Annotated in this window: 26 protein-coding genes, 2 tRNA genes and 1 pseudogene; 13 read left to right on the top strand and 16 right to left on the bottom strand. The window is 68.3% G+C overall.

Features of this window, described 5'->3' with window-relative positions; translation table 11 throughout:
* The first annotated feature begins 2 nt into the window (after window positions 1-2).
* On the top strand, window positions 3-662 hold the full coding sequence (locus LMJ29_RS17760) for a class I SAM-dependent methyltransferase (protein WP_229606854.1): 660 nt from the start codon (window positions 3-5) through the stop codon (window positions 660-662).
* Between the two features lie 71 nt (window positions 663-733).
* Here LMJ29_RS17760 and LMJ29_RS17755 read toward each other — a convergent pair whose 3' ends face one another.
* The 7 genes from LMJ29_RS17755 to ppc all read right to left on the bottom strand — a co-directional run bounded on the left by LMJ29_RS17755 (window position 734) and on the right by ppc (window position 8,660).
* Window positions 734-1,525 carry an NYN domain-containing protein gene (locus LMJ29_RS17755; protein ID WP_229606853.1) on the bottom strand — a complete coding sequence of 264 codons (792 nt, stop codon included), beginning with the start codon at window positions 1,523-1,525 and terminating at the stop codon, window positions 734-736.
* A gap of 57 nt (window positions 1,526-1,582) precedes the next feature.
* Window positions 1,583-2,356, bottom strand: coding sequence for a class I SAM-dependent methyltransferase (locus LMJ29_RS17750; RefSeq protein WP_229606852.1), 774 nt, complete (start codon window positions 2,354-2,356; stop codon window positions 1,583-1,585).
* Window positions 2,357-2,406: 50 nt separating this feature from the next.
* Window positions 2,407-3,255 carry a DMT family transporter gene (locus tag LMJ29_RS17745; RefSeq protein WP_229606851.1) on the bottom strand — a complete coding sequence of 283 codons (849 nt, stop codon included), beginning with the start codon at window positions 3,253-3,255 and terminating at the stop codon, window positions 2,407-2,409.
* 189 nt (window positions 3,256-3,444) lie between these two features.
* Window positions 3,445-4,299: a DUF72 domain-containing protein gene (locus LMJ29_RS17740; RefSeq protein ID WP_229606850.1), complete on the bottom strand. Its 855-nt coding sequence runs from the start codon at window positions 4,297-4,299 to the stop codon at window positions 3,445-3,447.
* Between the two features lie 7 nt (window positions 4,300-4,306).
* A complete protein-coding gene (gene tsaB, locus LMJ29_RS17735) occupies window positions 4,307-4,981 on the bottom strand; it encodes a tRNA (adenosine(37)-N6)-threonylcarbamoyltransferase complex dimerization subunit type 1 TsaB (RefSeq protein WP_229606849.1) in 675 nt (224 codons plus the stop codon).
* Between the two features lie 90 nt (window positions 4,982-5,071).
* Window positions 5,072-5,719, bottom strand: a complete 648-nt coding sequence (gene adk / locus LMJ29_RS17730) for an adenylate kinase (RefSeq protein ID WP_229606848.1) — start codon at window positions 5,717-5,719, stop codon at window positions 5,072-5,074.
* Between the two features lie 304 nt (window positions 5,720-6,023).
* Window positions 6,024-8,660: a phosphoenolpyruvate carboxylase gene (gene ppc / locus LMJ29_RS17725; protein ID WP_229606847.1), complete on the bottom strand. Its 2,637-nt coding sequence runs from the start codon at window positions 8,658-8,660 to the stop codon at window positions 6,024-6,026.
* 126 nt (window positions 8,661-8,786) lie between these two features.
* Between ppc and LMJ29_RS17720 the strand changes: the two genes are divergently transcribed.
* The 4 genes from LMJ29_RS17720 to LMJ29_RS17705 all read left to right on the top strand — a co-directional run bounded on the left by LMJ29_RS17720 (window position 8,787) and on the right by LMJ29_RS17705 (window position 12,451).
* Complete coding sequence (locus LMJ29_RS17720; RefSeq protein WP_229606846.1) at window positions 8,787-9,131, top strand: pilin assembly protein; 345 nt, start codon at window positions 8,787-8,789, stop codon at window positions 9,129-9,131.
* Window positions 9,132-9,417: 286 nt separating this feature from the next.
* Window positions 9,418-10,713 carry a lipase family protein gene (locus LMJ29_RS17715; RefSeq protein WP_229606845.1) on the top strand — a complete coding sequence of 432 codons (1,296 nt, stop codon included), beginning with the start codon at window positions 9,418-9,420 and terminating at the stop codon, window positions 10,711-10,713.
* Between the two features lie 67 nt (window positions 10,714-10,780).
* On the top strand, window positions 10,781-11,488 hold the full coding sequence (locus LMJ29_RS17710) for an MlaA family lipoprotein (RefSeq protein WP_229607225.1): 708 nt from the start codon (window positions 10,781-10,783) through the stop codon (window positions 11,486-11,488).
* A 102-nt stretch (window positions 11,489-11,590) separates the two neighbouring features.
* The gene (locus tag LMJ29_RS17705; protein ID WP_229606844.1) at window positions 11,591-12,451 is read left to right on the top strand and encodes a pirin family protein; all 861 of its coding nucleotides are present in this window, start codon (window positions 11,591-11,593) and stop codon (window positions 12,449-12,451) included.
* A gap of 2 nt (window positions 12,452-12,453) precedes the next feature.
* Here the strand turns inward: LMJ29_RS17705 and LMJ29_RS17700 are convergent, their stop codons facing one another.
* Window positions 12,454-13,641 (bottom strand): patatin-like phospholipase family protein, encoded by a 1,188-nt coding sequence (locus tag LMJ29_RS17700; protein ID WP_229606843.1) that lies wholly within the window; start codon window positions 13,639-13,641, stop codon window positions 12,454-12,456.
* 2 nt (window positions 13,642-13,643) lie between these two features.
* Entirely contained in the window at window positions 13,644-14,576 is a 933-nt protein-coding gene (locus LMJ29_RS17695) for a lipid A biosynthesis lauroyl acyltransferase (protein WP_229606842.1), read from the bottom strand.
* A gap of 141 nt (window positions 14,577-14,717) precedes the next feature.
* Between LMJ29_RS17695 and minC the strand changes: the two genes are divergently transcribed.
* From minC to LMJ29_RS17665, 6 genes are all read left to right on the top strand, one after another.
* Window positions 14,718-15,491 carry a septum site-determining protein MinC gene (gene minC / locus LMJ29_RS17690; RefSeq protein WP_229606841.1) on the top strand — a complete coding sequence of 258 codons (774 nt, stop codon included), beginning with the start codon at window positions 14,718-14,720 and terminating at the stop codon, window positions 15,489-15,491.
* A gap of 55 nt (window positions 15,492-15,546) precedes the next feature.
* Complete coding sequence (gene minD, locus LMJ29_RS17685) at window positions 15,547-16,362, top strand: septum site-determining protein MinD (RefSeq protein WP_229606840.1); 816 nt, start codon at window positions 15,547-15,549, stop codon at window positions 16,360-16,362.
* The gene (gene minE, locus LMJ29_RS17680; protein WP_090348933.1) at window positions 16,359-16,613 is read left to right on the top strand and encodes a cell division topological specificity factor MinE; all 255 of its coding nucleotides are present in this window, start codon (window positions 16,359-16,361) and stop codon (window positions 16,611-16,613) included. The genes minD and minE overlap by 4 nt, the downstream gene beginning before the upstream one ends.
* Window positions 16,614-16,673: 60 nt before the next feature.
* Window positions 16,674-17,309, top strand: a complete 636-nt coding sequence (locus LMJ29_RS17675; protein ID WP_229606839.1) for an RluA family pseudouridine synthase — start codon at window positions 16,674-16,676, stop codon at window positions 17,307-17,309.
* Between the two features lie 77 nt (window positions 17,310-17,386).
* Complete coding sequence (locus LMJ29_RS17670) at window positions 17,387-18,676, top strand: M18 family aminopeptidase (protein WP_229606838.1); 1,290 nt, start codon at window positions 17,387-17,389, stop codon at window positions 18,674-18,676.
* Between the two features lie 10 nt (window positions 18,677-18,686).
* Window positions 18,687-19,340 (top strand): HAD family hydrolase, encoded by a 654-nt coding sequence (locus LMJ29_RS17665; protein ID WP_229606837.1) that lies wholly within the window; start codon window positions 18,687-18,689, stop codon window positions 19,338-19,340.
* A gap of 41 nt (window positions 19,341-19,381) precedes the next feature.
* Here the strand turns inward: LMJ29_RS17665 and LMJ29_RS17660 are convergent, their stop codons facing one another.
* Window positions 19,382-20,344 carry an NAD(P)H-quinone oxidoreductase gene (locus LMJ29_RS17660; protein WP_229606836.1) on the bottom strand — a complete coding sequence of 321 codons (963 nt, stop codon included), beginning with the start codon at window positions 20,342-20,344 and terminating at the stop codon, window positions 19,382-19,384.
* Between the two features lie 183 nt (window positions 20,345-20,527).
* Between LMJ29_RS17660 and LMJ29_RS17655 the strand changes: the two genes are divergently transcribed.
* Both LMJ29_RS17655 and LMJ29_RS17650 read left to right on the top strand, forming a co-directional pair.
* Entirely contained in the window at window positions 20,528-22,609 is a 2,082-nt protein-coding gene (locus LMJ29_RS17655) for a carboxy terminal-processing peptidase (RefSeq protein ID WP_229606835.1), read from the top strand.
* Window positions 22,610-22,714: 105 nt separating this feature from the next.
* Window positions 22,715-23,467 (top strand): annotated as a pseudogene (locus LMJ29_RS17650) (EAL domain-containing protein); the annotation flags it as partial.
* A 16-nt stretch (window positions 23,468-23,483) separates the two neighbouring features.
* Here LMJ29_RS17650 and LMJ29_RS17645 read toward each other — a convergent pair.
* The 6 genes from LMJ29_RS17645 to LMJ29_RS17620 all read right to left on the bottom strand — a co-directional run bounded on the left by LMJ29_RS17645 (window position 23,484) and on the right by LMJ29_RS17620 (window position 26,189).
* Window positions 23,484-23,963 (bottom strand): sel1 repeat family protein, encoded by a 480-nt coding sequence (locus tag LMJ29_RS17645; protein WP_229606834.1) that lies wholly within the window; start codon window positions 23,961-23,963, stop codon window positions 23,484-23,486.
* Window positions 23,960-24,328, bottom strand: coding sequence for a hypothetical protein (locus tag LMJ29_RS17640; protein WP_229606833.1), 369 nt, complete (start codon window positions 24,326-24,328; stop codon window positions 23,960-23,962). Before LMJ29_RS17640 ends, LMJ29_RS17645 begins: the two co-directional genes overlap by 4 nt.
* A complete protein-coding gene (locus LMJ29_RS17635; RefSeq protein WP_229607224.1) occupies window positions 24,325-24,642 on the bottom strand; it encodes a helix-turn-helix transcriptional regulator in 318 nt (105 codons plus the stop codon). Before LMJ29_RS17635 ends, LMJ29_RS17640 begins: the two co-directional genes overlap by 4 nt.
* A 482-nt stretch (window positions 24,643-25,124) precedes the next feature.
* Window positions 25,125-25,832 (bottom strand): FKBP-type peptidyl-prolyl cis-trans isomerase, encoded by a 708-nt coding sequence (locus LMJ29_RS17630; RefSeq protein WP_229606832.1) that lies wholly within the window; start codon window positions 25,830-25,832, stop codon window positions 25,125-25,127.
* Between the two features lie 189 nt (window positions 25,833-26,021).
* Window positions 26,022-26,098 (bottom strand) — tRNA-Asp (locus LMJ29_RS17625).
* A 15-nt stretch (window positions 26,099-26,113) separates the two neighbouring features.
* Window positions 26,114-26,189: transfer RNA gene (locus tag LMJ29_RS17620), tRNA-Val, on the bottom strand.
* Window positions 26,190-26,307: the final 118 nt, after the last annotated feature.

Genomic DNA, 26,307 nt, shown 5'->3' with positions numbered 1-26,307 from the left:
CCATGACCCCCAGCCGCGAACAGGTCCAGGCCGGCCAGGCCGTCTACACCCGGCGCACCCTGCCGCTCTACGATTTCGTGGTGTTGGGCGTGTCCAACCGCTTCATCTGGAAGTGCCCGACGCCACGGCTGGAGGCGCACTACGAGCAGCACCTGTCGGCCAACCACCTGGATGTCGGCGTGGGCACCGGCTACTTCCTCGATCGCTGCCGCTTCCCGGTCCCCGCCCCGCGCGTGGCGCTGATGGATCTCAATGCCGACACCCTGGCCCACGCTGCGCAGCGCATCGCCCGCTACCGCCCGGAACGCTACCGGCGCAACGTGCTGGAACCCATCGCCTTCACCGACGAACCGTTCGACTCCATCGGGATCAATTATCTGCTGCACTGCCTGCCCGGCGGCATCGCCGACAAGGCGGTGCTGTTCGATCACCTCAAGCCGCTGATGAAACCGGGCGCCCGCCTGTTCGGCTCGACCCTCCTGCACGGCGGCGTGCCGCGCAGCCCGCTGGCGCAGCGCCTGATGGCGCTCTACAACCGCAAGGGCATCTTCGCCAACCAGGCGGACGATCTCGATGGCTTGCGCCACGAGCTGGAGCGGCGTTTCGATCAGGTCACGCTGGAAGTGGTCGGCTGCGCAGCGCTGTTCTCGGCGCGTTCCTGAGCCCGACAGATCCTGCCGTCGCCGCCTGCGACTAGAGCTAGGCGTGCCCCCCCAATCGCTCCTAATGGCGCTCAGGCGACCGGTACGCTGCGCCGCTTGTAGCGTACCTGCGGATGGCTGCCGACACGGCGGACCTCGAACAGGTCGATGGCGGCGAATAGGTCGAACAACCGCGAATAGCCGTAGTTGCGCGGCTCGAAGGAGGCCTGGTTGGCGATCCGCGAGCCGACCAGACTGAGCGGCGCCCAGCCGTCTTCATCGGCGGCGTAGAGCACGGCGTTGCGCAGCAGGTTCAGCAGCTTGCTGTCGCCCTTGAGTTCCTGGTTGCTGCGCCGGCCGACCACCGCCACCGCCGGCGGCACGCAAGGCACCTCCAGCGCCTCGGCCTCGGCGGGCTGGGCGCTGGTGCCGGCCGGCTGGATGCTCACCTCGACCGGCATGTCGTCGAGATAAACGAAGCGCGAGCAGGCATTGACGTAGGGCTCCGGCGACTTGCGCTCGCCGAAGCCGATCACCTGCTTGCCTTCGGCGCGCAGGCGGGTCACCAGCGGGGTGAAGTCGCAGTCGGAGGAGACCAGGCAGAACACCTCGACCGGCTTGCCGTGCAGCACGTCCATGGCATCGATGGCCATCGCCATGTCGGTGGCGTTCTTGCCCTTGATCAGGTCGAACTGCTGGACCGGCTGGATGGCGTGCTCGTGCAGCACATGCATCCAGGACTCCAGGCGCGGACTCCTCCAGTTGCCGTAGGCGCGGCGGATGGACACCACGCCGAGCACCGCCAGTTCGGCGAGGATCGCCTCGATCTTGCGGCTCGGCGAGTTGTCGGCATCGATGAACAGCGCTACGCGGACGTTCTGCACGGGGACGCCCTCCTCCCTGGACCGATACGACCAGCCTAGCAGGCCGACCCGCGTCGCTCAGGCCTTGAGCGCCTTCTTCGGGTAGATGTCGTAGCGGCTCGACTTGCCCTCCAGCTGGTGGGACGGCTTGGCTCCGTCGATGCACGGCGCCTTGCGCGGGCGCTTGACCACCACCCGATGGCTGGCCAGCGCCAGCGCCGCCGCGAGCAGCGCCGGCGCGTCGAGATCGTCGCCCACCAGCGGACGGAACAGGCGCATTTCCTTCTTCACCAGCGCGCTCTTGTCGCGGTGCGGGAACATCGGGTCGAGGTAGACCACCTGCGGCGGCTCGCCCAGCCAGGCGCGCAGCAGATCGACCGCGTTGCCGGTCAGCAGCTGCATCCGCGCGACGATCGGCGCCACCTCGGGATCGCGGGCGGCGCGCGCCAGGCCGTCCTCGAGCAGCGCGGCGACCAGCGGCTGGCGCTCGATCAGGGTGAGTTCGCAGCCGAGACTGGCCAGCACGAAGGCGTCGCGTCCCAGCCCGGCGGTGGCGTCGAGGATGCGTGGGCGCACGCCGCTCTGGATGCCGACGGCCTTGGCGATCATCTGCCCGCTGCCGCCGCCGAACAGGCGGCGGTGGGCGGCCGCGCCCTCGACGAAGTCGACGCGCACCGGCCCCGGGGCGTCCGGGCCGAGGTCGACCAGCTGCAGGCCGGCATCGCCCAGCTGCAGGGCGAACTCGGCCTCGCCCGCTTCAGCCAGACCCAGGCGCGCGGCCCATTCATGTGCGGCAGCGGCATGGGTGGGACTCAGGGCTTCGACGCGAACGCGAACGGGACTGGCGGACATCGGGACTTCCGGACGGCGGAGAAAGGGGCGCCATTCTGCCAAAGATCGCCTCAGCGCGCAGGCGCCCGCCCGAGCAGCACCCAGGCCACCCCGCCGAGCAGCAGCGCCGAGGCGAGCAGCAGGCGCGCGCTGAAGGGCTCGCCGAGCAGCAGCACGGCGAGCAATGCGGTGATCAGCGGCACGCTGAGCTGTACGGTGGCCGCCTGGGTGGCACGCAAGGCCGGCAGCACCGCATACCACAGCGCGTAGCCGACGCCCGAGGCCAGCGCGCCGGAGAGCAACGCGTAGAGCACGCCGGCGCCATCGAGATGCGCCCAGGGCAGGCCGCCAAGACCGAGCAGCAGGACCAGCGGCAGGCTGCGGATGAAGTTGCCGGCGGTATGCGCGGTGGCATCGCCCACCCCGCGGCCACGCAGCGAGTAGACGCCCCAGGCCACCCCGGCCAGCAGCATGAGCCCCGCAGGCAGCGCTCCCGGCGCACTGGCGCCGGGCAACAGCAGCACACCGAGGCCGACGAAGGCCAGCAGCAGGCCGCAGCCCTGCCCCAGCGACAGCCGCTCGCCACGCCACAGGCCCCAGAGGATCATGCTGGCCTGCACCGCTCCGAACAGCAACAGGGCGCCGGTGGCGGCGGACAGCTGCAGATAGGCCCAGGAAAAGCCCGCGGCATAGACGAACAACGCCAGCGCCGACGGCAGGTTGCCCGCCAGCGGCCGGGCCGCGCGGGCCTGCAGGCGGACGATCAGCCACAGCGCCAGGGCGCCGCCGAGCAGGCGGATGGCGGTGAAACTGGCGGCGTCGATATGGCCATCGCGCAGGGCGACGCGGCAGAGGATCGAGTTGGCGGCGAAGGCCAGCATGGCCAGGGCGGTGAGCAGCGCGAGGCGCGGCAGGGGCATGGCAGACTTCCCGGTCTGTGGTCGTGCGCCGAGGGTAGCGCGAAAGGGCTGGGCACGCGATGGGCCGGGCGGTGCGGCAGCGAGCAGGCCGGTTATGCCCACCACTCGGTCGCTTTGGCGCGGCATGGCGTAGACCTGTAGGGCGCATGCATTCGCCCGACGGGGCCGCGTAGACGCATGAATTCGCCCCTACAGCAGACCGAGCTGTTCGCCTCCACCACCTTCGGGCAGCGGCGGCAACCCCGGCAGGCGCGTCGTCAGCTGCTCGTGAAAGCGCCGCGCCAGGTCGGGAGCATGGTGATTGTCCGGGGTGTGCAGGAACACATGCGGCCGGCGCCCCTCCTCGATCCAGGTCGCGACCTTGTCCAGCCACGGAGCGAGGAAGGGGTCGTTGGCCGCCAGTTCGGGATGACCGATAAAGCGCACCTGGGGAAACTGGGTGAAGGCCGCCGGCCGTGGCGGCACCCGCGGCTTCTGGCTCTGCGCATGGAGCACCGCCGGATCGCGCGCGGTGCAGCTGAATAGCGCGCGCGAATCGAGACAGATGCGTTCGACGCCGCGGTCGCGCAGCAGGTGATTGAGCATCTTCTCCTCGTCGCCGCGGGCGAAGAACGCCGGATGGCGCACCTCCACCGCCAGGCCGTGGGCCACGCTCAGCCCGTCGAGGAATATCGCCAGTTCGGCGAGGCGCGGCGGCCCGAAGCTGGCCGGCAGTTGCAGCCACAGCGGGGAGACGCGGGCGCCCAAGGGTGCCAGCAGGGCGAGGAAGTCGCCGGCGGCGCCGAGGTTGTCGCGCAGGTCGCCCTCGTGGCTGATATCGCGCGGCAGCTTGGCGCAGAAGTGGAAATCTTCGGGCATCACCTGCGCCCAGCGCGCCAGGGTGGTGGCGGCCGGGCGGGCGTAGAAGGTGGTATTGCCCTCCACCGCGTTGAACACCCGGCAGTAGGCGGGCAGGAATTCGCGGCTGGCCAGTCCGGCGGGGTAGAGGGCGCCACGCCAGGCCTGCTCGCTCCATGAGGGGCAGCCGAGGAAGTACGGCCGCACGACGGGCTCAGCTCCGCTTGGGGGTCGCCACGTTGTCGCGCAGGTAGACCGGCTGGGCGTGCTCGGCATCCACCACCTCCTCGCGCGCCCAAGCGAAGCGCGCCAGGGTCAACAGATCCTCGGCGTGCGGCAGCAGGCCGGCATCCATGCCGACGACCGGCACTCCGATGCGCGCGGCGTAGCCCCAGCCGGTACCGGCACCGAACCACTCGCCGCCGGCATCGCGCGGCAGGGCGGCACGCTCCGGCGGCAGCACCGCCTCGCTGCCGGCCAGGCGCATCTCGCCGTCTTTCAAGTGATAGCAGCCCCAGTAGATCTCGTCCATGCGTGCGTCGATGGCGGCCGCGACCTGACCGACGCCATGTTCGCGGTGGGCGCGCTGGGCGAGCACGGCGAGGTTGGACACCGGCAGCACCGGGCGACCGAGGGCGAAGGCCAGGCCCTGGACCACGCCGACGGCGATGCGCACGCCGGTGAAGGCGCCCGGGCCGCGGCCGAAGGCGATGGCATCCACCGCGGCGAGGGGGATGCCGGCCTCGCCCAGCAGCTCCTGGACCATCGGCAGCACGCGCTGGGCATGCAGGCGCGGGATCACCTCGTAGCGGCTGAGCACGCGGCCCTCGTGCAGCAGGGCGACGGAACAGGCTTCGGTGGCGGTATCCAGGGCCAGCAGGGTGGTCATGACGGGTATCCGGTGGGTGGCGAACGGGCGGGCATTGTAAATGCAAACGGCCCGCACAGGGCGGGCCGTCGCGTGCAGCACGGGAGCGGATCAGCTCAGCGCGGCGAACACCTTGGCGGTGATTTCCTCGACGCTGCCGACACCCTCGACGCGGGAGTACTTCGGCTTGCCGGCGGTCTGCGCCAGATCCTGATAGAAGCCGACCAGCGGCAGGGTCTGGGCATGGTAGACGTCCAGACGCTTGCGCACGGTCTCTTCCTGGTCGTCTTCGCGCTGGATCAGGTCCTCGCCGGTCTCGTCGTCCTTGCCGGCCACCTTCGGCGGGTTGTACTGCAGGTGGTAGGTGCGGCCGGAGGCCGGGTGCACGCGGCGACCGGACATGCGGCTGATGATCTCCTGGTCTTCCACGGCGATTTCCAGCACGTGGTCGATTTCCACGCCGGCGTCGCGCAGGGCTTCAGCCTGCGGGATGGTGCGCGGGAAGCCGTCGAACAGGAAACCGTTGGCGCAGTCGGCAGCGACGATGCGCTCCTTGATCAGGCCGATGATGATCTCGTCGGAGACCAGGCCACCGCTGGCCATCACTTCCTTGACCTGCAGGCCCAGCGGGCTTTCGGCCTTGACCGCGGCGCGCAGCATGTCACCGGTGGAGATCTGCGGAATACCGAACTTCTCGGTGATGAAACGCGCCTGGGTACCTTTGCCGGCACCGGGTGCCCCCAGCAGAATGACTCGCATCGATTTGTTGCTCCTGGAACAGTAAGAAAATTATCCCGGATACGCCTTGGCAGGCCGGGGAGAAAACAGTGGCCCTTCCATGGCCGCAGGCGACTGGTCCTTCCGCACGGGAATCCACCTCTGGGTGAGTCGCCGCCGGGACAGGCCGTCGCGCCGTCTATGTCACGTCTTCGCCCGGTCCTCATGGGACCGGGCAGGGAGTTCGCGAGCCGCCCGTAGCACAAATCGGGACGGTGAAAAAGCAGACCAAAATACACAGCTACCATACCTGACACAAGATGGGGTATCCACCATGCTTGATGGTTCACCCCGTGTTGCGCAGCCCGGCGGCAATCCCCGCGACCGTCACCAGCAGGGCCCGTTCCAGCTGGCTGCCCTCCTCCACGGCGAGCCGGCGCGAACGGGCGAGCAGCTCGACCTGCAGCAGATGCAGCGGGTCCAGGTAGGCGTCGCGCACCTTGATCGACTGTCTGAGCACCGGGTCGCCTTCCAGCAGTTGTGCCTGCCCGGTCAACGCCAGCACCATGCTCACCGCCTGCGACAACAGGTCGCGCAACTGGCGGCCCAACTCGCGCAGTTCCTCCGCCACCAGACGCTGGTCGTACAGCCGGGCGATGCCGGCGTCGGCCTTGACCAGCACCATCTCCAGCATGTCGATGCGTGTGCGGAAGAACGGCCACTGCTCGCGCATCTCATGCAACAACTGCGCCTCGCCACGCTCCACCGCGCGGGCCAGGGCGGTTTCCCAGCCCAGCCAGGCCGGCAGCATCAGGCGCATCTGCGTCCAGGCGAAGATCCACGGAATCGCCCGCAGACTCTCCACCCCGCCACTGCGCCGGCGCGCCGGCCGGCTGCCCAGCGGCAGGCGGGCGAGTTCCTGCTCGGGGGTGGCCTGGCGGAAGTAGTCGACGAACTGCGGGTGCTCGCGGACCACCTCGCGGTAGGCGGCCACGCCGTCCGCGGCCAGGTGCTCCATCAGCGTGCGCCACTGCGCGGTGGGCGCCGGCGGCGGCAGCAGGGTGGCCTCCAGCACCGCGGCCAGGTAGAGGTTGAGGTTCTGCTCGGCCACGCCGGGCAGGCCGAACTTGAAGCGGATCATCTCGCCCTGCTCGGTGACCCGGAAGCGCCCGGTCACCGAACCCGGCGGCTGGGAGAGGATGGCGGCGTGGGCCGGCCCGCCACCACGGCCCACGGTGCCACCGCGGCCGTGGAACAGCAGCAGCTCGACGCCGTGGCGCGCGCACACCTCGACCAGCGTCTCCTGGGCGCGGTACTGCGCCCAGGCCGCCGCTACGGTACCGGCATCCTTGGCCGAATCGGAGTAGCCGATCATCACTTCCTGGGCCCCGGCGAGGCTCGCGCGGTAGATCGGCAGCGCCAGCAGGCGGTCGATCACCGCGCCGGCGTGCTCCAGATCGTCCAGCGTCTCGAACAGCGGCACCACGCGGATCGGCCGCAGCAGGCCGGCTTCCTTGAGCAGCAGCTGCACGGCCAGCACGTCGCTCGGCGCCCCCGCCATGGAGATCACATAGGAACCCAGCGCCGCTGCCGGCGCGGCGGCCGCCACCCGGCAGGTGGCGAGCACCTCGGCGGTGTCCGCCGCCGGCCGATAGTGCTGCGGCAGCAACGGCCGCGGGCTGGCCAGCTCGCGCTGCAGGAATTCGAGGCGTTGCGCCTCGTCCCACTGCGCATAGTGGCCGAGGCCGAGCCAGGCGGTGATCTCGTCCAGCGCCGCGACGTGGCGACCGGCGTCCTGGCGGATGTCCAGGCGCACCAGGAACAGGCCGAAGCAGTGGGCGCGGCGCAGGCTGTCGAGCAGCGGACCATCGGCGATGCTGGCCATGCCGCAGCTGGTCAGCGAGGCGTGGCAGAGCAGCAACGGTTCGATCAGTTCGGCGTTGTCCTGCAGCACCAGGGCATCCGGCGCGCGGCCATCGCGCTGGCTGGCGGCCGCCCAGTCGCGGCTGGCGATCAGCCGGGCGCGCAGCTCGCGCAGCAGGGCGCGGTAGGGTTCCGGTGCCTCGCCGACCCGCGCGCGCAACGCCGGGCTGGCCTGATGCATGGAGAGCTCGGTGATCAGCCGCTCGACGTCGCGCAGGTGCAGTTCGGCGGCCAGCTGGCGGGCCTGCAGCAACACCTGCGCAGTGACCGCGGCGGTGACGTTGGGATTGCCGTCGCGGTCGCCGCCCATCCACGAGGCGAAACGCAGCGGCGCGGCATCCAGGGGCAGGCGCGTGCCGCAGCAGCCGGCGAGCAGGTCGTCGACACCGCGCAGGAAGTCCGGCAACGCTCGCCACAGCGACTGCTCGACCACCGCGAAGCCCCAGCGCGCCTCGTCCTGCGGCGTCGGCCGGCGGCGGCGGATCTCATCGGTGTGCCAGACCTCGGCGAGCAGGCGGGAGAGATCGCGGTGCAGAGCCGCCTTCTCGCGCGCCGACAGGTCGCCGTGGTCGCGCGCCGCCAGGCAGGCGGTGATCTCGTCGTACTTCTGGATCAGGGTGCGCCGGGTCACCTCGGTGGGATGCGCGGTGAGCACCAGCTCGATGTCCAGCGCGGCGATCTGGGCGGTCAGCTGCGCCGGCGCGTGGCCGGCCGCCTGCAGGCGCTGCAGCAGCTCGCCGAGCACGCGCTCCTCGAATGGCTGCGCCTCGTGCGGCCGGCGACGGCGGATGCGGTGGTGCTGCTCGGCGATGTTGGCCAGGTTGAGGAACTGGTTGAAGGCCCGCGCCACTGGCAGCAGTTCGTCCTCGGCGAGAGCGTCGAGGGTCTCGCCGAGCTGCCGCGCGCCCTCCTCCGAGCCGCGTCGCGCGGCCTTGGCGCCCTTGCGGATACGTTCGATCTTGGCGAGGAACGCCGCGCCGCGCTCGGCGCGAAAGGTATCGCCCAGCATTTCGCCGAGCAGGTGCACATCCTCGCGCAGCCGTGGATCTATCTCAGCCATGGCGACTCTCCTTCTGTTCGGCCGTTACCACTGGTGCGGCAAGATCTTACCGGCAGTCTAGGCTTTTTAGTGGACACCCCTGTGACGGAACGCCATCGGGCGGCAGCCCAAGGCCGGGAGGCATGCATGAAGATCCGCGATTTGGTGAAGGAGTGGGAACTCAGCGCCAAGGGGCGGCTTAGCAAGACCACCTACCACATTCCCCTCGATCTGGAGTCGGCCGCCCGCCTGGCGGCGCTCGGCGAAATGTATCCCAGGCGCCGCCCCGAGGAACTGCTCGGCGAACTGGTCGGCGTCGCCCTGCAGGAACTGGAGGCGAGCTTTCCCTACATCAAGGGGCAGAAGGTGGTGGCCACCGACGAACAGGGCGATCCCGTGTACGAGGATGCCGGCCTGACGCCGCGCTTCCTCGCCCTGTCGCGCAAGCATATGGAGGAGCTGAGCCAACGCGACGACGACAACGACTTCTGACCGTCGTATTTCCGGCTCCGTACGGAACCCTGCCCGAGCGCTGGGCATTTTCCGGCGGAGCCCGCAGCGCAACAGGCCCCACGGGGGGTTGTCGCCGGGCCGGAGATTGCCGCCCCGGCCAGTGGTCGTGGCCGGGATTTTCCGCCGCCCCTGCTGCCCCGGGCCGCGCAGCGCGGCACAATGCGATGTGCAGGCTGCACCAATGCGAATCCGCGTCGCACTGCAACTCGCGGCGCGCGGCCGGGTCTGAAGCTGTCCACGCCCCGTTCCCACGGAAGGTGACCGCATGCCCCTGATCGTCCGCCTCCTCGTCCTCCTCGCCGGCCTCGGCCTGGCTGCTGCCGCGACGGCCGCCCGCGAGATAGGCGCGGACGAATACGGCTATCCACTGGCCAATCCCTTCGAGGCGACCATCGCCGGCACGCCCGAGCCACTACGCCCCGCGCTACCGGACGACGAGGACATCGATCAGGCGGACTACAGCCTGCGCCTGCGCCCGCACCGCGAGCTGCCGGACAACTTCTGGGCGGTGAAGACCCTCAAGTACCGCCTGGCCCGCCAGAAAGGCCCGGCGCCGCTGGTGTTCATCATCTCCGGCACCGGCGCGCACTACACCAACAGCAAGACCGAGGATCTCAAGCGCCTGTTCTACGGCGCCGGCTATCACGTCGTGCAACTGTCCTCGCCGTGCAGCCAGGACTTCATGGCCGCCGCCTCGCGCGACGCCACGCCGGGCATCTCCGACCGCGACGCCGTCGACCTGTACCGGGCGATGCGCAAGATCCGCAAGCAGCAACGGGACCTGCCGGTAACCGACTACTCCCTCGTCGGCTACAGCCTGGGCGGCCTGAACGCCGCCTTCGTCAGCCACCTCGACGAACGCGAGGGCGCCTTCCGCTTCCGCCGGGTGCTGATGATCAATCCGCCGGTCAACGTGTATTCCGCGGTCACCAACCTCGACCGCCTGGTGCAGACCGAGGTCAAGGGCATCACCAACAGCCAGACCTTCTACGACCTGATCCTCGCCAAGCTGACGCGCTACTTCGAGGAGCACGGTTCGGCGCAGATCGATATGGCGCTGCTCTACGACTTCCAGCGCTCGCAGCAGCGCCTGTCCAACGAGGAGATGGCCATGCTGATCGGCGCGGTGTTCCGCTTCACCGCCGCCGACATGGCCTTCACCTCCGACCTGATCAACCAGCGCGGCGCCATAGTGCCGCCGACCTACCCGATGGACGAGGGCACCAGCCTGACCCCCTTCTTCAAGCGCGCCCTGCTCTGCGACTTCGACTGCTATATCCGCGAGCAGCTGCTGCCCTTCTGGCGCAAACGCGAGCGCGGCGGCAGCATCGTCCAGCTGGTCGACCAGATCAGCCTGTACGCCCTGCGTGACTACCTAGCCGGCAGCAGCAAGATCGCCGTGTTCCACAATCGCGACGACCTGATCCTCGGTCCCGGCGACCTCGGCTTCCTGCGCCAGACCCTCGGCGAGCGGCTGACGCTTTTCCCGCGCGGCGGCCATTGCGGCAACATGGAGTACCGCGTCAACACCCAGGCCATGCTGGAGTTCCTCCGTGACTGAGCGCTCCCTCTCCGCCCTGCTGCTGGCCGGCCTGCTGGTCCTCGGCGCTGACGCCTCCGCCGGAGACATGACACCCGACGCCGACGGTTTCACCCGTCCGCTGGAGCTGCTGCGCTTCAATCCGCAGCTCAACCAGCGCGAATTCGAGCGCGCCACGCTGGTCGCCCTGGTCAACAACGATCCCTGGGAAGGCTGGAACCGCCGCGTCTATCACTTCAACCAGCGTTTCGACGAGTGGGTCTACCTGCCGGCGGTCGACGTCTACCGCACGGTCACCCCGCGCTTCGTGCGCAGCGGCGTCAGCCACTTTTTCGCCAACCTCGGCGAAATCCCCAGCCTGGCCAACCACCTGCTGCAGTTGCAGGGCCACGACGCCCTGCACACCACGGCGCGCCTGCTGTTCAATACCGTCCTGGGGGTCGGCGGGCTGTGGGACCCGGCCAGCCGTATGGGCCTGCCCCGGCGCAGCGAGGATTTCGGCCAGACCCTCGGTTACTGGGGCGTCGAGGAAGGCCCTTACATGGTGCTCCCGCTGCTCGGCCCGTCGAACCTGCGCGATACCGGCGGACTGGCGTTCGACTTCGCTATCGGCGCGGCCCTCGATCCCGCCGCGGAAGCCGGCGCCACCCAGCAGGCGACGCCCTACTACGGGGTGATGGCCCTCGATCGCCGTTACATCAACCCCTTCCGCTACGGCGAGCTCAACTCACCGTTCGAGTACGAGAAGGTGCGCTACGTGTACACCGAGGCGCGACGCCTGCAGATCGCGGAGTGAGTATTGATCGACCCAGCCGATGATTCGGACGCAAAATCAGCACCCATCCATCCGGCGAATTGAACCAGAATGGTCGCACACCCCGAATCGAGGAGCTGCGCCATGAGCTACCCCCACTACCGCGACGTGCTCGACCTGCACCAGGGCCGCGCCACCTCCGACGGCGACGGCGTGCGCCTGACCCGCATCATCGGTGGCCCCGGACTGGAGCGCTTCGATCCGTTCCTGATGCTGGACGCCTTCGACTCGTTCGATGCGCGCGACTACATCGGCGGCTTCCCGTCCCACCCGCACCGCGGCTTCGAGACCGTGACCGTCATGCTCGAGGGGCGCATGCGCCACGAGGACCATCTGGGCAATCGCGGCCTGCTCGAGGCCGGCGGCGTGCAGTGGATGACCGCCGCGCGCGGCATCGTGCACAGCGAGATGCCCGAGCAGGAGCAGGGGCGGCTGTTCGGCTTCCAGCTGTGGCTCAACCTGCCGGCCGCCGACAAGATGGGCCCGGCCAGCTACCGTGACTTCGCCGCCGCCGAAATCCCCCGGCTGACCAGCAGCCGCGGGGTGGGCGTGCGGGTGATCGCCGGCAGCTTCCACGAGGGCGAACAGCAGCAAGCCGGCGCCGTGCAGCGCCCACACACCGAGCCGCACCTGTTCGACCTCTCCTTCCCGGCCGGCGCCTGCCTGATGCCGGAGCTGCCGCGCGGCCACAACGTGCTGGTCTACGTGTTCGACGGCGAACTGACGGTGCGCGGCCAGCGCGACCAGAACGTGCGGGCCGGCCAGCTGGCCCGCCTGAGCGAAGGCGACAGCCTGCACCTGACCAGCGCGACGGGCGCACGCGCCCTGTTGATCGCCGGCCGGCCGCTGGGCGAGCCGGTGGTGCAGTACGGCCCGTTCGTGATGAACAGCCGCGAGGAGATCGAGCAGGCGCTGGCGGACTTCCGCGACGGCCGCTTCGCCTGACCTCAGGCCATCGCCGGCTGGGCGTGCAGCACCGGCAGGCCGAGGAAGCGCTCCAGCTCGGCCCGGCGGTTCATGGCGTCCTGGTAACCCAGCTCGATCAGCTCGTTGCAGTAGCCAGCCTCGAACAGCAGATAGCTGAGCACCGTGGCGCCGCCGGCGCGGGTCGCCCCCGGGCCGCGCAGGAACAGGCGCAGCGCGCGCGGCAGCAGCTGGCGGTGGCGCATGGCGATTTCCTCCAGCGGCCGGCTCGGCGCGATCACCAGCACGTCCACCGGCTGCATGTACGAACCGCGCTGCTCCGGCGCCACCAGGCCGCTGACCTGGTTGAGGCGTTCGAGCAGCTCGATATCGCTCTCCAGACTGTCGATGAAGGTACTGTTGAGCAGGTGACCGCCCAGCTGCGCCAGGCTCGGCGGGTTGGGCAGCGGCGGTCCGCCCGCCGCCGCATCGCCCGCGCCGGCCAGCGGCTGGCCGCTGACGCCGACCACCAGCACGCGGCGCGCGCCCAGGTGCAGCGCCGGGCTGATCGGCGCGCTCTGCCGCATGGCACCGTCGCCGAAGAATTCCCGTCCCACCCGCACCGGCGGGAACAGCAGCGGAATCGCCGAACTGGCCAGCAGATGGGCGTGGCTCAGCTGCGCCGGCACGCCCAGCCGCCGGTGTCGCCGCCAGGCCGCGATCGGTCCGGCCGCCTGGTAGAAGGTCACCGCCTGCCCCGAGCTGTAGCCGAAGGCGGTCACCGCCACCGCGCGCAGCTGGCCGCTGGCCAGGGCGGCGGGAATGCCGTCGAGGTCGAGCTCGCGGCGCAGCAGCTCGCCCAGCGGACGGTTGTCGAGCAGCGCCACCGGCACCTCGCGGTCCAGGCCGAGCAGGCTGTTGGCGACGAAGCCGGCCGCCTGGCGCGCCACTCCGGGCAGATCGCTGCGGTAGATGCGGTCGGTACTGAAACCGCGCCAGATATGGGTCAGCCGTTCGATGCTGGCGCGCATGCGCTGCGCGCCGCAGGCGAGCGCCACGGCATTGATGGCGCCGGCCGAGGTGCCGACGATCACCGGGAAGGGGTTGTCGGCATCCTCGGCCAGCAGCTCGCGGATGGCGCTGAGCACGCCGACCTGGTAGGCGGCACGCGCGCCGCCCCCGGACAGGATCAGGGCGGTGTCGGCCGTCGCCGGCACCGTTCCGTCCGCCATGCTCAAGCCTCCCGGCGATACAGGCTGGCCTCGCCCTCCGGGCGCGTCTTGAAGCGACGGTGCGCCCACAGGTACTGCTCGGGACAATCGCGCACCACCTGCTCGATCCACTGGTTGATGCGCAGGCAGTCGGCCTCCTCGCTGTCGCCGGGGAAGTCCTCCAGCGGCGGATGCACCACCAGACGGTAGCCGGAGCCGTCGGCCAGCCGCTGCTGGGTGAAGGGCACCACGCGTGCCTTGCCCAGGCGGGCGAACTTGGTGGTGGCGGTGACGGTGGCCGCGGGCACGCCGAACAGCGGCACGAAGATGCTCTGCTTGCGCCCATAGTCCTGGTCCGGCGCGTACCAGATGGCGCGGCCGGCGCGCAGCACCTTGAGCATGGCGCGCACGTCCTCGCGCTCGATCGCGGTGGCATCGAGGTTGTGACGCTCGCGGCCACGGCGCTGGATGTAGTCGAACAGCGGGTTGTCGTGCTCGCGGTACATCCCGTCGATGGTGTGGCGCTGGCCGAGCAGCGCGGCGCCGATCTCCAGGGTGGTGAAGTGCAGGGACATCAGGATCACCCCCTGCCCGTCGCGCTGCGCCGCCTGCAAATGCTCCAGGCCCTCGATGTGCGCCAGTCGCGCCAGCCGCGCGCGCGGCCACCACCAGCTCATGGCCATCTCGAAGAACGCGATGCCGTTGGAGGCGAAGTTGTCGCGCAGCAGGCGCGCCCGTTCGGCGGCGGACAGTTCGGGGAAGCACAGCTCGAGGTTGCGCGCGGCGATCTGCCGGCGCGACCTGGCGCCCATCAGCATCAGCGCCCCCAGGCCACGCCCCAGCCCGAGCAGCCAGGCATACGGCAGTTGCACCACCAGCCACAGCAGCGCCAGCCCCAGCCACAACGGCCAGAAGCGCGGATGAAGAAAGGCGGCACGAAAGCGGGGACGATCCATCAATACATCCATTCGGTTAACGGGCGGACAAACGAGCGAAACATTCTACCCGTCACATGCCGTCGAATCAGCCATGGCTGCAACTTGCGAGCCCGCGGGGTTGTCGTTATAAGTCCCGCCATCTCCCAGATTGCAAATCACATGACCCACGCCGATCCGACCGACCAAGAACCCGTGTTCCGGCTCAAGGGCAACATGCTCGCCGTGACCGTCCTGGAACTCGCCCGCAACGACCTCGCGCGCCTGGACCGCCAGCTCACCGAGAAGGTCGCCCAGGCGCCCAACTTCTTCACCGCCGCCCCGGTGGTGCTCGGCCTCGAGCATCTGGCCGAGGACGAAGCGCCGCTGGATCTGGGCGCCCTGCTCGACATCTGTCAGCGTCACGGCCTGCTCGCCGTGGGCGTACGCGCCAGTCGCGCGGTGGATATCGAGGCAGCCAACGAGCTGGGCCTGCCGCTGCTGCCGCCGGGCAGCGGCCGCGAGCGGCCGCTCGGCGAACCGGCCCCTGCCGCCGCCTCGCCGGCCGCCGCAGAGCCAGAGGAGCCGGCCCCCGCCGAGGCAGAAGCGCCCGAGGAACCCGAATGCCGGCCAACTTTGGTGGTCACTCGCCCTGTACGTGGCGGCCAACAGGTCTATGCTCGTGGGGGGGATCTCGTAGTGCTGTCGGCCGTCAGTCCGGGGGCGGAACTTATCGCCGATGGCAATATCCACGTGTATGGCCCGTTGCGCGGGCGGGTAATGGCCGGAGCCAAGGGCGATACCAATGCCCGAATCTTCTGCCAGCAACTCACCGCCGAGCTGCTGTCCATCGCGGGTAACTACAAGGTTGCCGAGGACTTGAGACGCGGTCCGCAATGGGGGAAACCGGTGCATGTCAGCCTGTCGGGCGGTGTGTTGAACATCACCCGCCTTTAACGGATACTCGCGCCAATTTCAGGGACCTGAACCTATTAATTCTGGGGTAATCACCTTGGCCAAAATCATTGTTGTCACTTCCGGCAAGGGTGGCGTGGGTAAAACGACTTCCAGCGCCGCCCTCGGGACCGGTCTCGCCATGCGTGGACACAAGACCGTGATCGTCGACTTCGACGTCGGTCTGCGCAACCTCGACCTCATCATGGGCTGCGAGCGCCGTGTGGTTTACGACTTCATCAACGTGATCCACAAGGAAGCGACCCTGGGTCAGGCGCTGATCAAGGACAAGCGTCTCGAGAACCTCTACGTGCTGGCCGCCAGCCAGACCCGCGACAAGGAAGCGCTGACCAAGGATGGCGTGGAGCGCGTTCTGGAAGAACTGAAGAAGGACTTCGAGTACATCATCTGCGACTCGCCGGCCGGCATCGAAACCGGCGCGCACCTGGCGATGTACTTCGCCGATATCGCCATCGTGGTGACCAACCCGGAAGTTTCCTCGGTACGCGACTCCGACCGCATCCTCGGTTTGCTGGCCAGCAAGTCGCAGCGCGCGGAAAAGGGCGAGGAGCCGATCAAGGAACACCTGCTGCTGACCCGCTACAACCCCGAGCGGGTATCCAAGGGCGAGATGCTCAGCGTCGACGACGTCGAGGAGATCCTCTCCATCGGCCTGATCGGCGTGATCCCGGAATCCCAGGCGGTGCTCAAGGCCTCCAACCAGGGTATCCCGGTGATCCTCGACGAGCAGAGCGATGCCGGCCAGGCCTACGGCGACGCGGTCGATCGTCTGCTCGGCAAGGATGTGCCGCACCGTTTCCTCGAAGTGCAGAAGAAGGGTCTTCTGCAACGTCTGTTCGGAGGTCGTGAATGAGCCTCTTCGACTTCCTCCTCTCGCGCAAGAAGACCACCTCTGCCTCGATCGCCAAGGAACGCCTGCAGATCATCGTCGCCCACGAGCGCGGGAGCCGCGGCCAGCCCGACTATCTGCCGGCCCTGCAGGAGGAGTTGATCGCGGTGATCCGCAAGTACGTGCACATCGAGCAGGACCAGGTCCAGGTCGCCCTGGAGAACCAGGGCACCTGCTCGATCCTCGAACTGAACGTCACCCTGCCCGAGCGCTGATCGGGCCTGGAAACACCATGCGGCGGCCTGCGGGCCGCCGCTGTCATTTGTGGAACCGCCATGCCGCTGTCGAACATCGAAATCGTTCACCAGGATGCCGCCCTGCTGGTGATCAACAAGCCGACCCTCCTGCTCTCGGTGCCCGGCCGCGCCGAGGACAACCGCGACTGCCTGGTCACCCGCCTGCAGGACAACGGCTTTCCGGAGGCGCGCATCGTCCATCGCCTGGACTGGGAAACCTCCGGGCTGATCGTGCTGGCCCGCGACGCCGACAGCCACCGCGAGCTGTCGCGTCAGTTCCACGACCGCGAGACGGAAAAGGCCTACACCGCGCTGTGCTGGGGCCAGCCGGCGGCCGACAGTGGGCGCGTCGAGCTGCCGCTGCGCTACGATCCGCCGACCAAGCCGCGCCATGTGGTCGACCATGAGCAGGGCAAGCACGCCCTCACCTTCTGGCGGGTGGTCGAACGCTGCGGCGACTGGTGCCGGGTGGAACTGACGCCGATCACCGGTCGCTCGCACCAGCTGCGCGTGCACATGCTGGCCATCGGCCACCCTCTGCTCGGCGACCGCCTGTACGCCCACGAACAGGCGCTGGCCGCCCATGAGCGCCTCTGCCTGCACGCCAGCCTGCTGTGCCTGACCCACCCGCAGAGCGGCGAGCGCCTGCGCTTCGAGAGCCCGGCGCCGTTCTGAGGCAGACGCGCAGCGATCGACGGCACTTGGCCACGCGCTTCCGGTAAACTTCGCGCATCACCGCCTCCGGAGCTGTCATGCGCGAAGAACTCAACCAGGGCCTGATCGACTTCCTGCAGGCCTCGCCGACCCCCTTCCACGCCACCGCCAGCCTGGCGCGCCGCCTCGAGGCCGCCGGCTATCGCCGTCTCGACGAGCGCGAACCCTGGCGGGCCCAGGCCGGCGGGCGCTACTACGTCACCCGCAACGACTCCTCGCTGATCGCCGTGCGCCTCGGCCGCCGTGCGCCGCAGGACAGCGGCCTGCGCCTGGTCGGTACGCACACCGACAGCCCGTGCCTGCGCGTCAAGCCGCAGCCGGAGCTGGTGCGCCAAGGCTTCTGGCAGCTGGGCGTCGAGGTCTACGGCGGCGCCCTGCTCGCTCCCTGGTTCGACCGCGACCTGTCGCTGGCCGGACGCGTCACCTTCAGCCGCAACGGCCGCCTGGAAAGCCGCCTGATCGACTTCCGCGCGCCCATCGCGGTGATCCCCAACCTGGCCATCCACCTCAACCGCGAGGCCAACAAGGGCTGGGAGATCAACCGGCAGACCGAACTGCCGCCGCTGCTCGCCCAACTGCCGGTGGACGCCAGCCGCGACTTCCGCAGCCTGCTGGTCGAGCAGCTGGAGCGCGAACACGGCATTCGCGCCGAGCGCGTGCTGGACTTCGAGCTGAGCTTCTACGACACCCAGGCCGCCGCGCTGATCGGTCTGGAACAGGACTTCATCGCCGGCGCCCGCCTGGACAACCTGCTGTCCTGCTACGCCGGCCTGGAGGCGCTGCTGGCCGCCGGCGACGAGGAAAACTGCGTGCTGGTGTGCACCGACCACGAGGAAATCGGCTCCTGCACCGCCTGCGGTGCCGACGGCCCGTTCCTCGAGCAGACCCTGCGCCGCCTGCTCGGCGACGGCGAGGACTTCGTGCGGACGATCCAGCAGTCGCTGCTGGTCTCCGCCGACAACGCCCACGCGGTGCACCCCAACTACGCCGACCGCCACGACGGCAACCATGGCCCGCAGCTCAACGGCGGCCCGGTGATCAAGAGCAACAGCAACCAGCGCTACGCCAGCAACAGCGAAACCGCCGGCTTCTTCCGCCACCTGTGCGCGCTGCACGAGGTGCCGGTGCAGTGCTTCGTCACCCGCAGCGACCTGGGCTGCGGCTCGACCATCGGTCCGATCACCGCCAGCCAGCTCGGCGTGCGCACCGTCGACATCGGCCTGCCGACCTTCGCCATGCACTCGATCCGCGAACTGGCCGGCAGCCACGACCTGGCCCACCTGGTGAAGGTGCTCAGCGCCTTCTACCAGAGCGCCGAGCTGGTCTGAGGAGCGCTTCGTGACCCTGGCGATCTTCGACCTCGACGACACCCTGATCGGCGGCAACAGCCCCAGCCTGTGGACGGCGCACCTGGCCGACCTCGGCTGGGTCGACCGCGAATCGTTCGTCGCCCGCGAGCAGGAGCTGGTGGCCCGCTACGCCGCCCTCGAGATCACCCTGGAGGAGTATTTCGCCTTCAGCGTGCAGCCGCTGATCGGCCGTTCGCGCGAGGAGGTCGACTACCTCGCCGGTCCGTTCGTCGAGGCGATCATCGAGCCGCTGATCCACTCCGCCGCCATGCACGCCGTCGCCCGCCACCGCGCCGCCGGCGACCGCATCCTGATCGTTTCCGCCTCACCGACCTTTCTGGTCGAGGCGATCGCCGCGCGCCTGGGCATCGCCGAGCTGCTGGCCACCGACCTGGAACTGCGCCACGACTGCTACACCGGCACCATCAGCGGTATCCCCTGCGCGCGCGAAGGCAAGATCCTGCGCCTGCAGCAATGGTGCGCCGCCCAGGACGAAAGCCTGGCCGGCGCCCACTTCTATTCCGACTCGTGCAACGACCTGCCGTTGCTCTGCCACGTCGAACATCCCCATGCGGTCAACCCGGACGCCGCGCTGCGCGAGCACGCCGAGCGTCACGGCTGGGACATCCTGCACTGGGATTGAAGACGCACAGGCGCCCGGAATCGCGCCGGGCGCCGTCGCATTCAGCTGAGACTCGAATCGATCACCAGCACCAGCTTGCCCTGCACCTGGTTGCTGGCCAGCGCCTCGAAGGCCGCCTCGGCTTCGCTGATCGGGTAGCTGCGCTCCAGCTGCGGCTTCAGCCTGCCTTCGGCGAACAGCGGCCACACCTGCTGCTCCAGATCGGCCAGCAGCAACGCCTTGGACTCGGCATCGCGACTGCGCAGGGTCGAGCCGATCATCTGGATACGCTTGCCGAGCAGCAGGGCCAGATCCAGCTGGGCCTTGCGCCCGCCCATCAGGCCGATGATCACCCAGCGCCCGTCCTGGCCGAGCAGCTTGAGGTTGAGTTCGGCGTAGCTGGCGCCGACCGGATCGAGGATCACATCGAAGGGCGCGAAGTCGCGCAGGCCCTCCAGGGCCTCGCCGCGCAGCACCCCACCGGCCGCGCCCAGCGCCTCGCAGTAGGCCAGCCGCTCGGCGGAGCCGACGCTGACCCAGACCGGGTTGCCGAACGCCTTGCACAGCTGGATACCGGCCGAGCCGACGCCGCTGGCTCCGGCGTGCAACAGCACCTTCTCGCCCGGCTGCAGGCCGCCGAGCTGGAACAGGTTGAGCCAGGCGGTGGCGTACACCTCGGGCAGCGCCGCGGCTTCGGCCAGGCTCAGCCCCTCGGGCACCGGCAGGGCGTGACGGCCGTCCACCACCACCTCCTCGGCCATACCGCCGCCGGCGAGCAGGGCGCAGACGCGGTCGCCGACCCGCCAGCGGCTGCCCGGGCCGACCTCGCTGACCACCCCGGCGCACTCCAGGCCGAGCACCGAGGTCACCCCCGGCGGTGGCGGATACAGGCCGTTGCGCTGCAACAGGTCGGCACGATTGAGGCCGGCGGCCGCCACGCGGATGCGAATCTGCCCGACATCGCACGCCGGACTCGGTTGCGGGCCCCATTCAAGCTGTCCGTCGATACCTTGCAATGCGTTCACGCTACCTCCATATTGTGAAAAGCCCGACGTGCTTTGGCCGCCGGAATCCGCCCGGATTGTGACCCGGAAACTGTCCTTGCGTCAGCCTCCCCCTCCCTCCGGACGCCTGCTCATGATGGCACCATGGAACTAGGTGCCCATTACGCTGCCTAACGGCGTAACCTTCTGCGACGCACAAGACCCATGAAACGCATCCTGCCCAGCACCGCCCTCGCCCTTGTCCTGGCTGCCAGCGCCCTGCCGCTGACCGCCCTGGCCGTGCCCAGCAATCCTTGGGACGAGCTGCAGCCCGACCGCGAACAGACCATCGCCAGTCTCAACGTCGTCGAGTTGCTCAAGCGGCACCACTACAACAAGCCGCCTCTGGATGATGCGCGCTCTTCGCAGATCTTCGACGACTACCTGAAAAGCCTCGACCCGGCGCGCAGCTTCTTCACCGCCGGCGACATCCGCGACTTCGAAGCCTGGCGCAACCGCCTCGACGACTATCTGAAGAGCGGCGAGCTGCAGCCCGGCTTCGTCATCTACAAGCGCTACCTCGAGCGCGCCCAGGAACGCTACACCTTCGCCCTCGGCATGCTGGCCCAGGGCGTCGACAAGTTCGACTTCAGCAGCGACGACAGCCTGCAGACCGACCGCGAGAAGGCCCCGTGGGAGGCCGATGCCAAGGCGCTCGACGAGCTGTGGCGCAAGCGGGTGAAGGACGAGGTGCTGCGCCTGAAGATCGCCGGCAAGGAACCCAAGGCCATCCAGGAGCTGCTCACCAAGCGCTACGACAATCAGCTCAAGCGCCTGAAGCAAACCCGCAGCGAGGACATCTTCCAGGCCTACATCAACGCCTTCGCGCAGACCTACGATCCGCACACCAACTACCTGTCGCCGGAAAACGCGGAAAACTTCGACATCAACATGAGCCTGTCGCTGGAAGGCATCGGCGCGGTGCTGCAGAGCGACAACGAGCACGTCAAGATCGTCCGCCTGGTGCCGGCCGGCCCGGCCGAGAAGAGCAAGCTGCTGCAGCCGGCCGACCGCATCATCGGCGTCGCCCAGGGCGACAAGGAGATGGTCGACGTGATCGGCTGGCGCCTCGACGAGGTGGTCAAGCTGATCCGCGGTCCCAAGGGTTCGGTGGTGCGCCTGGAGGTCATCCCGGCCAGCAACGGCCCCAACGACCAGACCAGCAAGGTGGTGGCGATCACCCGCGAAGCGGTCAAGCTGGAGGAGCAGGCCGCGCAGAAGTCGGTGCTCAAGCTCAAGCACGAGGGCCGCGAGTACAAGCTCGGGGTGATCGCGGTTCCCGCCTTCTACCTCGACTTCAAGGCCTACCGCAGCGGCGATCCGGACTACAAGAGCACCACGCGCGACGTGCGCCGCCTGCTCAGCGAACTCAAGCAGGAGCAGGTCGACGGCGTGGTCATCGACCTGCGCGACAACGGCGGCGGCTCGCTGCAGGAAGCCACCGAGCTGACCGGCCTGTTCATCGACAAGGGTCCGACCGTGCTGGTGCGCAACAGCGACGGTCGCGTCGACGTGCTGGCCGACGAGGACAGCGGCACCTACTACAACGGCCCGATGGCCGTGCTGGTCAATCGTCTGTCCGCCTCTGCTTCGGAGATCTTCGCCGGCGCCATGCAGGACTACCATCGCGCGCTGATCCTCGGCGGCCAGACCTTCGGCAAGGGTACCGTGCAGACCATCCAGCCGCTCAACCATGGCGAGCTGAAGCTGACCCTGGCCAAGTTCTACCGGGTTTCCGGGCAGAGCACCCAGCATCAGGGCGTGCTGCCGGACATCCCCTACCCGGCGGTGGTCGACGTCAAGGAAATCGGCGAAAGCTCGCTGCCGGCGGCCATGCCGTGGGACCGCATCGCTCCGGCGATCCAGCCCGAGGGCGATCCGTTCCGGCAGTTCCTCAGCGAACTGCAGGCCCGCCACGAGGCCCGCACCGCCCACGATCCCGATTTCGTGTTCACCCGTCAGCGCCTGGCCCTCAGCCAGCAGCTGATGCAGGACACCGTGGTCAGCCTCAACGAGAAGAAGCGCCGCGCCCAGCAGAGCACCATCGAGAGCCGCCAGTTGGCCCTGGAGAACACCCGGCGCAGCGCCAAGGGCGAAACCCTGCTCAAGGAGCTCAAGGACGAGGAGGAGGAACTGGTCAACAGCACGGAAGACAAGTTGCCGCCGGAAAAGGACGCCTACCTCGCCGAGTCGGGGCGCATCCTGCTGGACTACCTCAATCTCAATTCGGCCATCGCCCGCCAGTGATCGGCGCCGAGCGCCGCCACTGTCATCAGGCAGTCACAATTTAGTCGTGAAATCTGGACGCCCCGACAGGAGTCGGGGCGTTTTTCATTGACTGCCGAGCCCCGCATGACCACCACCGAACAGTTGAGAGAACTGGAGCGAATTCTCGCCGACAATCTGCTCAACACCCTGTTCCAGCCGATCTTTTCGCTGAGCGCCCGGCGCATCCAGGGCTACGAGGCGCTCAGCCGCGGGCCGTCGAACAGTCCGCTGCATGCGCCCCTGGCGCTATTTTCCATCGCCCGTCGCGCCGGCCGGCTCAACGAACTGGAAATGGCCTGCCGTGCCCGCGCCTGCGAGCGCTTCAGCCGCTACGCACGGCACAGCATGCTGTACCTGAACGTCTCGCCCGAGTCGCTGATCGAACCAGGCCACCAGTCCGGCGTTACCCTGCGCCTGCTCAAGTCGTTCGGCATCGAGCCGGCCCAGGTGGTGATCGAGCTGACCGAGCAGACGCCAATCGAAGACTTCGATCTGCTCGACCGCGCCCTGCACCACTATCGCGCCATGGGCTTCTCCATCGCCCTCGACGACCTCGGTGCCGGCTACTCCAGTCTGCGCCTGTGGTCGGAACTGCGCCCCGACATCGTGAAGATCGACCGTCACTTCATCGACGGCATCCACCTCGACCCGCTCAAGCGCGAGTTCGTCGGCTCCATCCTCAAGGTCGCCCGCGCGGCCAGCGCCCGGGTGATCGCCGAAGGGGTGGAACAGGTAGGCGAACTGCAGCAGTTGGCCAGCATGGGCGTGGACCTGGTGCAGGGCTATCTGCTCGGCCGCCCGCAGGAGGCGCCGGTGGAGGGCGTGCCCGAGCTGCTGGCCAGCGCCTGAAGGCTTACAACCCCAATTCGCGGGCCCGCGCGGCCAGGCGCTCGGCCTCCGCCGGATCGGCAGGCAGCCCCGGAGCCCCCTCGCGCAGCAGCTCGGCCAGCTTGAGCGCCGCCAGCGGGTGGCCGGCGTCGACCGCCTGCTGCCAGTAATGGCGCGCCTGGGTAGCGTCCGGCTCACGCTGCGGGCTGCCCTTGAGCGCCTGCACACCGAGCTGGAAGGCCGCCCTGCCCTGCCCCTGGGCGGCCGCCAGGCGCAGTAGACGCAGTCCCTCCTCGCGCGCGCCCAGGCCCTGTCCACGGAACAGCAGGAGATGACCATAGAAGTCCTGGGCCCGTGCATCGCCCAAGTTGGCCAGACGCGCGAACTGCCCCTCCATCCAGCGCCACGCGCGCGGCTGGCGCACCAGCGCGTCGCTGCGAAACAGCAGACGCGCCAGCCCGTAGCCAAGATTTGCCCGCAGGCGCCAGTAGTGGTGCTGGATCATGCACCGGATCTCGCGAACTGGAAGGCGAATACCCGGGCCACCTCGGCGGCGTGCCAGGTGGCCGCCGCGGTGCCATCCGGTGCCCCGCTGAAACAGCCGAGCCGACCGGCATGCTCGAAGAAACCCGGGCGCGGCAGGCGACTGGCGCCCTGGCTGATCACCAGAGCGCTGCGCAGCGGCTGTCCGGCGCGCGCATCGAGCATCGCGAGGTGCTCGAGGGCGGCGGTCAGGGTGGCCATGGCCGGCGCCGGCAGCTGCAGGCGCTCGATCAACGAGCGATAGGTCAGCAGGTGGCGCTGGCGCTGCGCCTCGTCCAGGGCGTCCAGCAGGCCCTGCCAGTGCAGGCGGCTGATGCGCAGAGTCAACCCGGCTGCCCCGCGAACACGCGCGCCAGCGCGTGCTGAATGGCCTGGTCCGGCTGGCGCTCGCCGCTCTCGATCATCGTCAGGTAATGCGGACTGATGCCCACCGCCCGCGCCAATTGCTCCACGCTGAGCTGGCGCGCTTCCCGCAGTTCGCGCAACCGGTCCACGGCAAAGGGCGCGGCCTGCGGCTGTGACAGGTCCTTGCGGGCCGATCCGGGCTCCCGCCCGGCGGCCCGCAGCAGCTCCAGATACTCCGTCCAGGGCAGCACGGCATACTCAGCCTGGCCATCACGCTCGATTACCTGCACATTCATGCTTTCATCACTCATGTCGAATACTGTATTAATTCTAACAGCCCCGCGCCGACCGGCAGGCCGGGCGGCATCCTGCCGAGCAACCGACCTGCCGCTGCGCCGGCTCACCATGCAGGGCGGCCACCACTCGAAAAACCCGGCAAACCTCGTGATTGCTGGGCCTCGCGGCGTTACCCACAAAAGCTGTGGATAACCTTGTGCACAATAACTGAAAGACTCCCCTCAATGCCCATGAAACGAGGCCTCCAGACAGATCGGGCATTTTTTGTTCAACCTAAAAATACCTTATAAATCAGTCTTTTAAAAATTTCATGGACAGTGCCCGGGAGCTCTTGACAGCGCGATGGGAGCTGGATCAACCGCCCCGGTGCAACCCGTCGCAACGGTTTTTTCTCCCTTGTTCTCGGCCCCCGTCAAGAACGTTATCCCCAGAAATGCAAACGCCCCGACAAGCGGGGCGTTTGCAAGCAACCAACCGTGATTTACTGAGCTTTTTGCTGAATGCCCAGCAGCTCCAGTTCGAACACCAGCACCGAGTTGGCCGGAATCATCGGGCTCGGGCTCTGCGCGCCGTAGGCCAGTTCGCTGGGAATGAACAACTTGTACTTCTCGCCGACATGCATCAGCTGCAGGCCTTCGACCCAGCCCGGGATCACGCCGCTGACCGGCAGGTCGATGGGAGCGCCGCGCTGAACGGAGCTGTCGAATACGGTGCCGTCGATCAGCTTGCCCTCGTAGTGAACGCTGACGACGTCGTCGGCCTTGGGCTGGGGACCGTCGGCCTTCTTCAGCACTTCGTACTGCAGGCCGGAAGCGGTGGTGGTCACGCCTTCGCGCTTGCCATTGTCCTCGAGGAACTTCTTGCCGGTCTTGGCGTTCTCGTCGGCGAGGGCGGTCATGCGCTCCTCGGCACGCTTCTGCAGGAAGCCGAAAGCCTCCATCAGCTGATCGTCGGTCAGGCGCTGCTCCTTCTTCGCCAGAGCGTCCTCGATACCCAGGGCCACGGCCTTGGAGTCGAGGTCGTTCATGCCTTCCTGAGCCAGGCTGCGCCCCATGTTCAGGCCGATGCCGTAGGAGGCTTTCTGGGCCGGGGTCTTGAGCTCCAGCTCCTTCTCCGCCACCTGCTTGTCGCAGCCGGCGAGGACCAGACCGACCAGAGCCACCGCAGCGGCCAACCGATGATGTTTCATGCTTATTCCTTAGTGATGGGTGCCACAGCGGCATACTCGGAGAAGCGCGAGCTTAGCAGGCTGCCGATGCCGCTGCCATGGTTGGGAAAATTGGAGCGCGGAAACGACGAAAAGTTCAAATCGCGCAATTCGCGTTGAACTTGAGGGGAGGGAATAGCAGGATTGATTTGTCACTTTGGGGAGGGAAAATGGCGCAGCGGACGGGACTCGAACCCGCGACCCCCGGCGTGACAGGCCGGTATTCTAACCGACTGAACTACCGCTGCGCGTAACCTCGAGAGTGGTGGGTGATGACGGGATCGAACCGCCGACCCTCTGCTTGTAAGGCAGATGCTCTCCCAGCTGAGCTAATCACCCATTCAGTTGCATCCGCATGTTTGCGTTTGCTCTCGAAGTGGTGCGCATTCTAGGGATGCCTTTCCCCCTTGGCAAGTCTTTTTTCAAAAAAAATTTCGAGGCAAACCAAACACTTGGC

Source organism: Pseudomonas oryzagri (genome assembly GCF_020831405.1).
In the GTDB taxonomy this organism is placed as follows: domain Bacteria; phylum Pseudomonadota; class Gammaproteobacteria; order Pseudomonadales; family Pseudomonadaceae; genus Geopseudomonas; species Geopseudomonas oryzagri.
Note: the sequence above shows the minus strand (reverse complement) of the source record. Positions and strands in the feature narration are given on the sequence as shown.

Excerpts from the sequence above, each read along its gene's own strand:
- LMJ29_RS17710 (WP_229607225.1), top strand. The coding sequence starts at position 10,781 with ATGACACCCGACGCCGACGGTTTCACCCGTCCGCTGGAGCTGCTGCGC.
- minC (WP_229606841.1), top strand. The coding sequence starts at position 14,718 with ATGACCCACGCCGATCCGACCGACCAAGAACCCGTGTTCCGGCTCAAG.
- LMJ29_RS17720 (WP_229606846.1), top strand. The coding sequence starts at position 8,787 with ATGAAGATCCGCGATTTGGTGAAGGAGTGGGAACTCAGCGCCAAGGGG.
- adk (WP_229606848.1), bottom strand. The coding sequence starts at position 5,719 with ATGCGAGTCATTCTGCTGGGGGCACCCGGTGCCGGCAAAGGTACCCAG.
- ppc (WP_229606847.1), bottom strand. The coding sequence starts at position 8,660 with ATGGCTGAGATAGATCCACGGCTGCGCGAGGATGTGCACCTGCTCGGC.
- LMJ29_RS17760 (WP_229606854.1), top strand. The coding sequence starts at position 3 with ATGACCCCCAGCCGCGAACAGGTCCAGGCCGGCCAGGCCGTCTACACC.
- tsaB (WP_229606849.1), bottom strand. The coding sequence starts at position 4,981 with ATGACCACCCTGCTGGCCCTGGATACCGCCACCGAAGCCTGTTCCGTC.
- LMJ29_RS17705 (WP_229606844.1), top strand. The coding sequence starts at position 11,591 with ATGAGCTACCCCCACTACCGCGACGTGCTCGACCTGCACCAGGGCCGC.
- LMJ29_RS17700 (WP_229606843.1), bottom strand. The coding sequence starts at position 13,641 with ATGGCGGACGGAACGGTGCCGGCGACGGCCGACACCGCCCTGATCCTG.
- minE (WP_090348933.1), top strand. The coding sequence starts at position 16,359 with ATGAGCCTCTTCGACTTCCTCCTCTCGCGCAAGAAGACCACCTCTGCC.
- LMJ29_RS17635 (WP_229607224.1), bottom strand. The coding sequence starts at position 24,642 with ATGAATGTGCAGGTAATCGAGCGTGATGGCCAGGCTGAGTATGCCGTG.
- LMJ29_RS17655 (WP_229606835.1), top strand. The coding sequence starts at position 20,528 with ATGAAACGCATCCTGCCCAGCACCGCCCTCGCCCTTGTCCTGGCTGCC.
- LMJ29_RS17745 (WP_229606851.1), bottom strand. The coding sequence starts at position 3,255 with ATGCCCCTGCCGCGCCTCGCGCTGCTCACCGCCCTGGCCATGCTGGCC.
- LMJ29_RS17630 (WP_229606832.1), bottom strand. The coding sequence starts at position 25,832 with ATGAAACATCATCGGTTGGCCGCTGCGGTGGCTCTGGTCGGTCTGGTC.
- LMJ29_RS17750 (WP_229606852.1), bottom strand. The coding sequence starts at position 2,356 with ATGTCCGCCAGTCCCGTTCGCGTTCGCGTCGAAGCCCTGAGTCCCACC.
- LMJ29_RS17670 (WP_229606838.1), top strand. The coding sequence starts at position 17,387 with ATGCGCGAAGAACTCAACCAGGGCCTGATCGACTTCCTGCAGGCCTCG.
- LMJ29_RS17715 (WP_229606845.1), top strand. The coding sequence starts at position 9,418 with ATGCCCCTGATCGTCCGCCTCCTCGTCCTCCTCGCCGGCCTCGGCCTG.
- LMJ29_RS17675 (WP_229606839.1), top strand. The coding sequence starts at position 16,674 with ATGCCGCTGTCGAACATCGAAATCGTTCACCAGGATGCCGCCCTGCTG.
- LMJ29_RS17695 (WP_229606842.1), bottom strand. The coding sequence starts at position 14,576 with ATGGATCGTCCCCGCTTTCGTGCCGCCTTTCTTCATCCGCGCTTCTGG.
- LMJ29_RS17645 (WP_229606834.1), bottom strand. The coding sequence starts at position 23,963 with ATGATCCAGCACCACTACTGGCGCCTGCGGGCAAATCTTGGCTACGGG.